The 11566-nt window shown below is 51.7% G+C and carries 12 protein-coding genes and 1 other RNA gene; 7 read left to right on the top strand and 6 right to left on the bottom strand.

Annotation, left to right across the window (positions count from 1 at the left end; all coding sequences use genetic code 11):
* Positions 1-68: 68 nt before the first annotated feature.
* The 4 genes from ABFZ84_RS00820 to ssrA form a co-directional block, all read right to left on the bottom strand.
* Positions 69-290: a hypothetical protein gene (locus ABFZ84_RS00820; RefSeq protein ID WP_369311799.1), complete on the bottom strand. Its 222-nt coding sequence runs from the start codon at positions 288-290 to the stop codon at positions 69-71.
* Positions 291-457: 167 nt separating this feature from the next.
* Positions 458-1879 carry a class II fumarate hydratase gene (fumC, locus tag ABFZ84_RS00815; protein ID WP_407067067.1) on the bottom strand — a complete coding sequence of 474 codons (1422 nt, stop codon included), beginning with the start codon at positions 1877-1879 and terminating at the stop codon, positions 458-460.
* A 69-nt stretch (positions 1880-1948) separates the two neighbouring features.
* Positions 1949-2470 carry a ClpXP protease specificity-enhancing factor SspB gene (locus ABFZ84_RS00810; RefSeq protein WP_369311797.1) on the bottom strand — a complete coding sequence of 174 codons (522 nt, stop codon included), beginning with the start codon at positions 2468-2470 and terminating at the stop codon, positions 1949-1951.
* Positions 2471-2658: 188 nt separating this feature from the next.
* Positions 2659-3029: a transfer-messenger RNA gene (ssrA, locus tag ABFZ84_RS00805) on the bottom strand.
* A 106-nt stretch (positions 3030-3135) separates the two neighbouring features.
* On the opposite strand from ssrA, the gene ABFZ84_RS00800 reads away from it, so the two are divergent.
* Positions 3136-3432 (top strand): helix-turn-helix domain-containing protein, encoded by a 297-nt coding sequence (locus tag ABFZ84_RS00800; protein ID WP_369311795.1) that lies wholly within the window; start codon positions 3136-3138, stop codon positions 3430-3432.
* On the opposite strand, the gene ABFZ84_RS00795 is transcribed toward ABFZ84_RS00800, so the two are convergent.
* The gene (locus ABFZ84_RS00795; protein WP_369311793.1) at positions 3425-4846 is read right to left on the bottom strand and encodes a DUF4153 domain-containing protein; all 1422 of its coding nucleotides are present in this window, start codon (positions 4844-4846) and stop codon (positions 3425-3427) included. The genes ABFZ84_RS00800 and ABFZ84_RS00795 overlap by 8 nt on opposite strands.
* Before the next feature lie 122 nt (positions 4847-4968).
* Between ABFZ84_RS00795 and ABFZ84_RS00790 the strand changes: the two genes are divergently transcribed.
* From ABFZ84_RS00790 to ABFZ84_RS00775, 4 genes are all read left to right on the top strand, one after another.
* Complete coding sequence (locus ABFZ84_RS00790; protein ID WP_369311791.1) at positions 4969-5763, top strand: thymidylate synthase; 795 nt, start codon at positions 4969-4971, stop codon at positions 5761-5763.
* Entirely contained in the window at positions 5760-6251 is a 492-nt protein-coding gene (locus ABFZ84_RS00785) for a GNAT family N-acetyltransferase (protein ID WP_369311789.1), read from the top strand. Before ABFZ84_RS00790 ends, ABFZ84_RS00785 begins: the two co-directional genes overlap by 4 nt.
* A gap of 3 nt (positions 6252-6254) precedes the next feature.
* The gene (locus tag ABFZ84_RS00780) at positions 6255-6782 is read left to right on the top strand and encodes a dihydrofolate reductase (RefSeq protein ID WP_369311787.1); all 528 of its coding nucleotides are present in this window, start codon (positions 6255-6257) and stop codon (positions 6780-6782) included.
* A 169-nt stretch (positions 6783-6951) separates the two neighbouring features.
* Positions 6952-8166 (top strand): YybH family protein, encoded by a 1215-nt coding sequence (locus tag ABFZ84_RS00775; RefSeq protein ID WP_369311785.1) that lies wholly within the window; start codon positions 6952-6954, stop codon positions 8164-8166.
* A gap of 1 nt (position 8167) precedes the next feature.
* On the opposite strand, the gene ABFZ84_RS00770 is transcribed toward ABFZ84_RS00775, so the two are convergent.
* Positions 8168-9280, bottom strand: coding sequence for an Mrp/NBP35 family ATP-binding protein (locus tag ABFZ84_RS00770; protein ID WP_369311783.1), 1113 nt, complete (start codon positions 9278-9280; stop codon positions 8168-8170).
* 147 nt (positions 9281-9427) lie between these two features.
* Between ABFZ84_RS00770 and hflK the strand changes: the two genes are divergently transcribed.
* Positions 9428-10591, top strand: a complete 1164-nt coding sequence (gene hflK, locus ABFZ84_RS00765) for an FtsH protease activity modulator HflK (RefSeq protein WP_369311781.1) — start codon at positions 9428-9430, stop codon at positions 10589-10591.
* Between the two features lies 1 nt (position 10592).
* Positions 10593-11477 carry a protease modulator HflC gene (gene hflC, locus ABFZ84_RS00760; protein WP_369311779.1) on the top strand — a complete coding sequence of 295 codons (885 nt, stop codon included), beginning with the start codon at positions 10593-10595 and terminating at the stop codon, positions 11475-11477.
* Positions 11478-11566: the final 89 nt, after the last annotated feature.

Here is an 11566-nt window from a genome sequence, read left to right as displayed (position 1 = left end):
GCTCCTCACCCCCATGAGGAAACCGGTTCGCGCGCGCAGTGCAAGTAAAAAGTAAAGTCGTCGCCGTTCTAGTTTTTTGTCCAGTTGTCGATGCCGTGTGCGCGGATCTTCGACGTCGCAAGCATGACACCATCGATGATGCCCGCCATATGTGACACGGCCTCTGAATCGGCATTGGAAAGATCGGTTCCCATAGCGCCGTATAGGGCTTCAATATCGACATTATGCGCAAAAAGGAATTGAGCGAGAAGAACTCGCAATTGGCTATCTGAAGGTTTGGTATCGGCCATGATGGTCCTAGTCCTTGTTAAATTCCGTGTCCCAAAAAGCGCCAAGTGCCCAATTTTCATTCCATTGGAACAACGCTTGGAATGGATAAGGCAAGAACCGGTCCAATCTCATACGGAAGCGGTTGGGCCGTTTCCGTATAATTGGAAAATCTCTTGAATCTATTCGCTTATTTAGGGCCAACCATATCGGCTGGGCGAACAATTCGATCATATTCTTCTGTGCTGACAAGGCCCAGGGCAACCGCCTCTTCGCGGAGAGTTGTCCCATTTTTGTGTGCCGTTTTGGCAATTTTGGTTGCGTTGTCATATCCGATAACCGGTGCAAGCGCTGTTACGAGCATCAATGATTGTTCCATCAATGACTTGATTCGTGCCTCATTGGCCTTGATGCCGACAACACAACGATCAGTGAATGACCGCGATGCGTCTGCGAGCAAGCGAATTGATTGAAGCGTGTTGAGTGCAATGACTGGCTTGAATACGTTTAGCTCAAAATGTCCCTGTGACCCGGCAAAGCTGACGGTAGTGTTGTTGCCCATGACTTGCGCGCAGACCATCGTCATTGCTTCGCACTGGGTTGGGTTAACTTTGCCCGGCATGATCGACGAGCCAGGTTCATTTTCCGGCAGGCTAATCTCGCCCAATCCAGACCGTGGCCCGGAACCCAAAAGACGGATGTCGTTGGCAATTTTGAACAGGCTGACGGCAATTTCGTTTAATGCACCATGCGCTTCAACCATGCTGTCATGTGTACCTAGGGCTTCGAATTTATTTGGCGCGGTCACAAAGGGAAGTTTAGTATAAGTCGCGACCTCTGCTGCGAATGTTTTTGCAAATTCTTTTTTGGAATTCACGCCCGTGCCTACGGCTGTGCCCCCTTGGGCCAACGCATAAAGCGTCGGTAGAACACCTTTCGCGCGTTTGATGCCATTTTTAACCATATGTGCGTAGCCGGAAAACTCCTGCCCAAGTGTCACTGGAGTTGCGTCTTGAAGATGTGTCCGGCCAATTTTGATAATCTTGGCGTAGGCTTTTTGTTTTTCCGCGAGTGCTGCGTGAAGGTGTTCAAGCGCCGGGATTAATTCATGGATGATTTGCTCCGCCGCCGCGATATGCATGGCTGTCGGAAACGTATCATTCGATGACTGGCTCATGTTTACATGGTCGTTCGGGTGTACCGGATCTTTCGTGCCGATAACCCCGCCGAGAATTTCGATAGCCCGGTTCGCAATCACTTCGTTGGTATTCATATTGGATTGTGTGCCTGAACCGGTCTGCCAGACTGAAAGTGGGAAATGATCGTTGAGCTTTCCCTCAGCGACTTCTTTCGCAGCTTTTTCAATCGCTTTTCCGGTTTTCGCCGGAATAGATTTCAGCTTCATATTCGTACGTACAGCGCCCAGCTTTACGATACCAAGCGCCCGAACGAGCGGAATCGGCATTGTCTCGGTGCCGATTGGGAAATTAATCAAAGAACGTGCAGATTGCGCACCATAGTATTTATCGCCGGGAACATTGAGTTTGCCGAAGCTATCGGATTCAGTACGAGTTTTGGTCATCACATCTTCTTTCGCAGATTTGGGGATCATCGTTGTTCGCTTTCGTGGCGAACCGCAAACAGGGTGTGCTGGCAAGACGAGAGTCAAGCGAGCACTGATTTACTTTTTCCGAAATGCATCAAGGCTGACGATATCTGCGCCATCTGATTTTTTCTCGTCCTCGCTATCACCGGTATCATCCGGATCCGGCAAATCGCTGTCAGCGGAGTCGGGCGCGTCTTCGTCTTCGACTTCCTCGAACTCTTCTTCGACAGCCTCAAAGCTAACGCCGAACTGTGCGCTGGGATCAGCAAATTGGGTAACCGCGTCATAAGGGACGACCAGATGAGCTTCTTTCCCTTTGAACCACAATGTCACGCTGAATTGGTCGTCGGTCACAATCAGGTTTTCAAACTGATGTTGCAAAACGATCGTCATGCGTTCGGGATATTGCGATTTCAGGTGATCGGGAATGGTAACATTTTTGCTATTCGTGAGAAATTCGATGAAGAAATGGTGTTCGCCGGGCGCGTCGCCGAGGTCCGCAACGATCTTCAAAACGTCCTGCATCAAAAATCGGTAGGCTTTTTTCTGCGCGTCCTGAATAAGTTCGCTGTAATCTAGTTCGACGTCTTCACTCACGATTTCCGTCCTTCTGGTATTTCGATCCCGTCTTTTAACGAGCTAACTGGTTGGGCGCTAGCGTCTCCGCGCCGTTACTGGGGCTGAATTGCATAGATTCCCTGTGGTTGGATACCAGCACGCGCGGGAAATTGCTTTCTTTGCGGTGCGGTGAGTGACCGTGCGATGAATTAATCGAGGGAAATTAAAGTCCCGGTTTCTGTTGCCAGGTACCGGGGAACCCCGCCTAACCCTTGGAAGGGGTTAGGAGTTTAAAAAGCGAGCTTACTCAGCTGCATTAAGCAGCAAGAGCGAACTCTTCCGAATTGTTGTCATTAGCAACTATTCAGTTTAGCCAAATAACGGAGGCAACCCGGGCAAAAACATCGTCTTTAGACGCTCGTCGATCCTAGTTCGGCCCCGCCAAAACCTCCCAGCTTTTTTATGGGAGAGGGGTTTTGGTGGAGCCGCCGGGTACCGCCCCCGGGTCCGATACGGTTATTACACGCGTCATTTATTGCCATAGCTCACTTGCGCGAGCGCCCTAAATATAAGTGTCGCTCGTAAAAAAACCAAGGCTCAGAGCAAAATTCGCAGAAAAAACTCGGTTAATGTCAATATTCTGTAATATCCATGCATTATGTGCGCACCAGCCTGATATTTTAATCCAAGGTGGGGCAGGAAAAATGGAATCCAGCGATTTCCGCAAATGGCGTAAGACACTGGGGCTGTCCCAGAAAGATGCAGCGCATCTCCTCGGCCTTAAGCGCCGCATGATCCAATATTACGAAAAGGGCGAACGCGACGGAGAAAAAGTCAAAATCCCTCGTTCGGTCCGGCTCGCATGTTATGCGATTTCGCAAGGGATCGAAGACTATAATGGTCCGAACCGTAAGCTTCATCTGATTGATAAGCACGGCGACAAGGCAGAGAAAGCCGATAAAGAAAAGACCGATAAGGTTCTTGAGCCGGTCGCTAGTTAGGCTCGGTTACCGGCGCGTCGTCGAATTGGTTTTTGTAGCTCCAGTAATTTTCTGCGCTACGGGCGCGGGTGACACCGCTTTGAATGGCGTCAGCTTCGGGGTGATCCGTAAGCTTGAGCATTTTGTCGAGCGCGTGATCACCGTGACGACCTAGCTTGAACCGTAAATATCCAAAGTCGAATTCCTCAGCGGCAGTCTTTTGCTGTGCGATTTGATTATATTGGCTTTGGGCGCTCATTGCCCATGGGTTCAAAATTGGCGTTGCGAGCAAGAATAAGACGACAATCCAAAAACCGGCCATTAGAATATTGAGCGGCCCAACAAGCGGCATCCACTTTTGGCCACGCCAATTTAGCTCTGTGATCAGGCCCGCAAGACACACCAAAGAATAACCAGCCACGAGGCCATTGATTGCAATTCCCACAATTCGGGTGGGGGTGAGGCCGTATTCCTCGATCCGTAATCCAAAGGCGTAAAACGCCAAAAGCGCATAAACCGGAAAGCCAATAAGCGTAATCAGCGTCGGGATTCTGAGCCATATTGGCGGCGGTCCGGCTTCGCCATTTTGATAAACACCGTTGAATATCAACATGCCTGCGATGGCTAGCGTCATCATCCACATGCTCGGGTAAGGGCGGTCAAAAACGACGCCGACGCCTTTTGTTGCGAGCACTAAAAGCAGTGTAACTGTGAATAAAGCGGTGATGACCATGAGGATGCGACAGAACAACAACAGCACGAATCGCAATGCATTTAGAACTGATTGCTGCCCGCGCATCAGGGCAATCGAAAGTCCGCCAATCGCACCGAGAAAGGGCAAGATGAACCATGGCTCCTGAAACAGCTTGTGGAAAAACTCGACATCCATTTGTTTGAGAAGATACGCCCAAGCAAAAAGCAGGAGTAACGCGAGACCGGCAAATAGCTTTGCACCGCTTGCGATCAAGGGAATGGTCAGGCCGTGAAAGAACACTTGAGGATAAGAGGGGATAGAAAATACAGCCGTGCTGTTTTCAAACCCTGCCTTTACCAACGTAATAAGCAGATACGCTGAAAGCCCGCGCCCCAGCATCATCCAAAACATGCCCGGAAAAGAGTCATAATTGCCGGTTTCGATGGCAAGGGTGCTGAACATGAAATAATCGGGGAGGGCGAGAAATGCGGCAATGACAATGGCCGCGACACTCGCGCGCGCAAACTGGCCAGTCTCGGCGAGCAATAGATAACCGATGGACGCGGTGACTAAAAAAAACAGGCTAGTGATCGCGAGATAGTTCTCGTCGTTTCCATCAACCCAGAATTCAATGATTCCATAGGACAAAAGCCCGGTGAGTAGCCCGAGTACCAATCCCGGCAGGGCCAAGCCCTTGCCCGCCTGTATATTTTCGGGCCGATCAGTTGTTGAAAATCCCATTCCCCGGTTCCCCATTAGTGATTTCCAGAACCGTAACATTATAAGGGCGGTGGAAAAAGCAGCAGTTGGATCGCTCAGCAGGATCGTTAAACTGTGGCCGAAACAGGAGATTCGCTAAATTTATGCGTCAATATCTAGAATTACTGTCGCGAGTGCTGGAAAGCGGAAATGAACGCCTCGACCGGACAGGTGTGGGTACGCGCGCGGTTTTCGGGCACCAGTCTCGGTATGACTTGTCAGAGGGCTTCCCGCTGCTGACCACAAAAAAATTACATACCAGATCAATCGTACACGAATTATTGTGGTTCCTCTCGGGCGATACAAACATTCGTTATCTCAAAGCGAACGGAGTTTCGATCTGGGATGAATGGGCTGATGAGAATGGCGACCTTGGCCCGGTATACGGTCAACAATGGCGGTCTTGGGCCGCGCCCGATGGCCGAACTATTGACCAAATTTCTTGGGTCATTGACGAAATTAAGCGCAACCCGTCTTCGCGTCGTTTGATCGTTAGCGCATGGAACCCGGCTGAGCTCGATCAGATGGCACTCGCGCCGTGTCATTGTCTGTTTCAGTTTTTTGTCGCGGACGGAAAATTGTCTTGCCAGCTTTATCAGCGTTCGGCAGATGTATTTTTAGGGGTTCCGTTCAATATTGCTTCTTATGCATTGTTAACAGCAATGATGGCTCAAGTTTGTGGTCTGGAGGCTGGCGATTTCGTGCATACACTGGGTGATGCGCATCTCTATTCTAATCACATTGATCAGGCCAATGAACAACTAAGTCGTTCACCGACGGAGTTGCCGAAGTTGCGATTAAACTCGGAAATATCCAATATTTTTGATTTTACTTACGACGATATCGCTATCGAAAACTATGTGCCGCAAGCGCATATTAAAGCACCCGTTGCGATATGAGTATTACCGTAAGGTCGGCAAAAACTGGAGATGAAGCAACTATTTTGGGCTTTATCAATGAGCTTGCTGATTATGAAAAGCTGAGCCACGAGGTCGTTGCGACAACGGATCACCTGTCCAAAACGCTGTTTGCTGACCAGCCAAAAGTATTTGCGTTGATCGCAGAACGGTCAGGCGTCGCCATTGGTTTTGCACTCTATTTTTTCAGCTATTCTACTTTTCTGGGAAAACACGGAATTTATCTTGAAGATTTGTACGTGCAGAAAAACCATCGCGGTGGGGGTGCCGGAAAGGCACTGCTATCGGCGCTTGCAAAAGTCGCCGTGGAAAATGATTGTGGCCGGATGGAATGGTCAGTACTCGACTGGAATGCGCCTTCGATAGCGTTTTATAAATCTCTAGACGCCGAGCCGATGGATGGCTGGACGACATTTCGGCTGACGGGTGCGCCATTAAAAGCGTTGGCTGCGCAGAATGCCGGAAACTGAACAGTGACGATTTCCCTTGCCCTCGTTGTTGCCGTCGCCAGAAATGGTGTCATTGGCGTTGACGGTGATCTTGCATGGAAAATCTCCGACGATCTTAAATGGTTTAAATCGGTGACAATGGGCAAGCCGATTATCATGGGACGGAAAACTTTTGATTCGATAGGGCGTGCATTGCCCGGACGGGATAATATTGTGGTGACGCGCGCGCCAGACTTCGCAGCCGAGGGTGTGTTCGTTGTGCGGTCCCTTGAAGCGGCAACGCGTCTTGGCCGTGAATGTGCGGAAATAGGCGGCACCAGTGAAGTCTGTGTCATCGGTGGCGCGGAGATTTATGCCCAGATGATTGAACAGGCTGACCGGATATATCTAAGTGAAGTCGATGCCAAAGTGGCGGGTGATGCATATTTCCCGGCCTATGATTCGGCGCGATGGGCGCGAACGCATCACTCATCATGCGCTCAGGGGCCGAAAAATCAGTATTCTTGCGAATTTTTCATTCTTGATCGAAATCAAGAATTTCCAAGCAAATAGTCTGTTTTTTATAGGTTTTCACGACCAGACATTCACCAAATTTGCCATAGGCTAACCATTAACAAGCATAAAGTTCCTAATGCGGTGCTTGGTGCGGTATTGTCTTGGTAATGGGGCATGTCCGGGCTATGCGCGTTTCGCAACCGGCGATGAATATAGGAGGGGACAGATGAAACAGGCTATTTCAGGAATTGCGATTTCTTGCGTGCTGATGACAGCGGGACCAGCGCAAGCCGCAACGGATAAGACTAGCTGCGCCCGCGGGGGCGATGCGCGCGTGATTGAGGTGATTACACCGGGTAACGTCGGACAGAGCTGTGACGTGCGATATACCCGTGGTGGTGGGGCAAATGTTTCCGTCCCATATCACGCAAATAACTCAGACAGTTTTTGCATCGAAAAGGCGACGGCAATCGTAAATCGATTGCGCGGCGCTGGCTTTACTTGCACAACATCAAAACCTGCTCTGCGTACTGATGTTTCTACGGATGCGGCTAGTGATTATGTAGTCGAGGCGCAACGCGAGACAAATGCAGAGACAGAGCCAGAGGCGGGGGTCGATTCTGAGCAACCTTTATTGGTCGCGGCGACCACACCTGAACCTGAAATTGTTGCCCCCGAGACAACCTATTTTCAGGAAGGCGAGATCGACGAAACTCTGATGGCAGAAGAAACTGTCGTCGCGTCCGCAGACGATGCGCTAGAAGATCGTATGAGCCAAATTCTCGCTCAGCCTTCGCTTGGTGAAGCTTCGGGTGGGCCCGCGCAATTGATCGCACAACGAGCGGAAACAGATAGTGTTCGACATGCTTCTGTAGGTGTCGGCCGGATTTCAGGCGTAGCGCCAGACGCGCCAACTCCTGCACAGGCTGTAACCCAGGCCAGCATGGCGCAAGATCAAACCGTGCAGCCCACAGAACCGATCCGCACCCCCGAAACAGAACCCGCGCCGGTGGCGACCCCGAAAGTGGAAGAGAAAAAAACCGCATCAGGATCGGCGAAGTCACTGCGGACGCCGCGCGATGTGATACTCGCAACCATCAACGCGCAGGCTGCCGCATGGAATGAGGGTGATCTAGACGCGTTTATGGAGTCCTATTGGAAGAGTGATGACTTGAAATTCGTTTCGGGAACGTCAATCACTCGTGGCTGGTCGTCCACAATGAAACGCTATCGCGATACCTATGGTGGTGGCGCTAGCCTTGGTCAGCTTAATTTTGAAAAACTAGATATAAAGATGATTACGGATGATGTCGCAGTGACGACTGGCCGTTTCAATCTTGTGCGCGACGCAGGGCCATCGAGCGGTACCTTTACAATCGTGTTGCGGCGGGACAATGGCGCTTGGCGGATTGTCCACGATCACACCGCAGCGGACGAATAGTTTAGGCTTCGTCGTTTTTTGTAAATTCGAAGAGGGTATGTGCGATCTCGTTAAAGCTATCTGATGCGGGATGTTCTCGCGCGGCGAGGGGCATTCCCTCATCTGATGCTTGACGTAGCTCAGGATAGAGCGGGATCGAGCCAAGGAATGGTGCATCCAGTTTTGCCGCAGCTTTGCGTGCGCCGCCTTCGCCAAAAATATATTGTCGAGAGCCGTCGGGCATTTCTAACCATGCCATATTCTCAATGATGCCAATAATCGGTGCCTTGGCTTGACGGAATAGAGAAACGCCGCGGCGCATGTCGGCCAATGCCATTTCTTGAGGTGTGGAGACGATAACAGCCCCTGACAAGCGTTTTGATTGGATGAGGGATAGGTGCGTGTCACCTGTGCCGGGCGGAGTGTCGATCAGCAGAACGTCTAGCTCGCCCCAATCGACGTCACTCATTAATTGACGGACGGCCCCCATGACCATGGGGCCGCGCCAGGCGACGGCCTTTTCCTGATCGACCAGCCAGCCAATGGACATGGCTTTGACGCCAAAAGCTTCGTGAGGAACGATTTTGCCGTCCCGCATGGTGGGTTTCGCGCTAATCCCAAACAGGGTGGGTAATGACGGGCCATAGATATCCGCATCGAGGAGGCCAGTTTTGACCCCTTGCGCCGCAAGCGCGACTGCGAGATTGGCGGCGACCGTGGATTTGCCCACGCCACCTTTACCAGATGCGATTGCAATCACCGATTTGACGCCGGAAAGGGTTTCACCCGCGCTTTCAATTTGGGGCTTTTTTTTCAGCCCAAACGGGTTTGCGTGTGCATTGGCCGTGTTTGCTGGTGTGTGTTTGGCTTGTGTCGGTTGTTGCTGATGCGAGGTGGCCACAGCAGTGACGACGCGGACCCCATCGACCGCGTTTGCTGCGGATTTTGCGGCTTCGAGCAGCTTTTCTGAGGCATTCCGGTCAGCGCCAGCGAGTTCAAGCGTAAAACGGACCCGGCCGCCATCATCGGCCGCGAGGCCGCGAATCGCTCCCGCTGCTATTAGGTTGCGTCCCGTTGTGGGATCGGAGATGGTTTCGAGAGCGGCGCGGACGCGCAAGATGAGGGGATTGGTCACTTTTGCCTTTGAAATCCTTAAAAAAACGCAGGCCGCGCGTTGCGCGGACGATCTGGTAACATATATACGGCTCTATACAGTCACTTCCACCTGCGCCCGCAAAATGAATGGGCGCTGCGTGAAAAAAATCAAGCAAAGAGAGGCTCAATGCCCTGGCAAGATAATTCTGGCAATGGCGGCGGTCGCGGACCTTGGGGACAACCCCCTCGCGGTAACGGCGGCGGAAACAATAATGGCGGCAGACGGAATGACCCGCCGGATCTTGAAGATCTACTTCAAGCCTCACGCCAACGATTGAAACGCGCGTTCCCGCGCGGCGGTCGTGGTGGCGGCAATGGCGGCGGCGGTGGTTTCAATATGTCCGCTGCGACTGGCGGCTTGGTCGCTGGCGCGGTCGTGCTGTTGTGGCTCTTTAGCGGCATTTATCAGGTGGCGACAAACGAACTCGCTGTCGTGACCACATTCGGCAAATATGATTCTGTGCAGGGGCCGGGCCTTCATTGGCATATTCCGGCACCAGTTCAAGGTGTCAACAAACAGCCGGCGCTTGCGCTGCAAGACACGACCATCCCCGTGGCCGAGCGGCGTTCGGGCCAGTTGTCCAGCGGGCTAATGCTTACCGGCGACAAAAACATTGTCGATATTGCTTTCATCGTTCAGTGGCGGATTAAGCCAGACCGGACCCCTGCCGCGGGCGAGGACCTTCCGGGCGTTGCACAGTTTGTATTCAACATTGATGACCCGGCGGCGTTGGTTCGGATGACCGGCGAGGCGGCAATGCGCGAAGTCGTCGGCAGCAATACGCTGGACTTTGTTCAAACCGAAGGCCGTGTTGAGGTTGCGGAAGAAAGCAAAGAACTGATGCAAAAAGCGCTCGACAGCTATAAGGCGGGCATCGAAATTGACCGGGTCAACATGACCCTTGCTGAGCCGCCAACACAGGAGGTCAACGAAGCCTTCCGTGATGTTCAGGCAGCGGAGCAAAATCAGGCCACGGCTATTCAACAAGCGCGGCAGTACACCAATCAGGTGGTACCTGAAGCGCGCGGTCAAGCGCAACGTATTCTTGAAGAAGCGCAAGGATACGCAGCAGAACGGACCGCCGATGCCCGTGGTCAGGCTGCGCGATTTAACGAGATCTATGCGGAATATGCACGCGCACCTGAGGTGACGCGTCAGCGGATGTATCTTGAGACCGTTGAACGTGTTCTCGGCGATATGGATAAAATTATCGTTGATGAAAATGCAGGCTCAGGCGTCGTTCCTTATCTTCCGCTAAACGAGCTGCGCAACAAACAGGGAGCAAACTAAGATGAATAAACTTCCATTGCCCCTTATTGGCGTCGCTGTGCTGGCGTTATTGATTGTTGTTGTGAATTCGGCATTTATCGTACCAGAAACACATTCGGCACTCGTCTTCCGTTTTGGTGAGCCAAAAAATCAGTACACCGAAGCTGGCTTGAAATTCAAAGTGCCATTCGCCGAGAGTGTAAATTTCATCGACAAACGAAACCGTAATCTTGAGCAAGGGCAGACAGAGATCATTGCTCGCAACCAAGAGCGGTTGATCGTTGATGCATTTGCGCGCTATCGCATTATTGATCCGCTTCGCTTCTACCAGTCCGTTCGCACGGAAAAGGTTGGTGAAGATCGTGTCGGTTCACAGCTCGAGAATTCTATGCGTGCTGTTTTGGGTTCGGTCACCGTAGATGAAATTATATCTGAGCGCCGAAGCGAGTTGATGGGGCGTATCCAGGAGCAACTTAGCGAGTCGGCTCGGCCTTTGGGCGTTGAAATCATCGACGTTAAAATCCGTCGTGCTGACCTGCCTCAAACGAACTCTGAGGCAGTTTTCCAACGGATGATCGCTGAGCGGCGTCAGCTTGCTCAGCAATATCGTTCTGAAGGTAGCGAAAAAGCGAACCAGATTAAGGCTCAGGCCGACCGTCAGGTGATCGAGATTAAAGCTGCCGCGGAAGAAGAAGCCCAAAAAATTCGGGGTGCTGCTGACGGTGAGCGAAACGCAGTTTTCGCCGAAGCCTATGACAAAGACGCAGAGTTTTTCGCGTTCTATCGCTCTCTTCAAGCGTATGAAGCGGCCCTTAAAAAGGATGATCAAATGGGGGATACGACAATTCTGTTGTCGCCGGAAAGCGAATTTTTCCGTTATTTCAATAGCTTGGACGGAAAGCGGTAATCACAAGCCAATCGGTTCAAAAATGCCCGCCGGGAAGCGCATTAGAAGCGTTTCCCGGCGGTCGTCTTTGGGTTAACCTGTTTCTGCTA

Origin of the sequence: Hyphococcus lacteus (genome assembly GCF_041058985.1) — a bacterium.
Taxonomy (GTDB): Bacteria; Pseudomonadota; Alphaproteobacteria; order Caulobacterales; family Parvularculaceae; genus Hyphococcus; species Hyphococcus lacteus.
The sequence above is the reverse complement of the archived record's forward strand: the minus strand, read 5'-3'. Positions and strand labels throughout refer to the sequence as shown.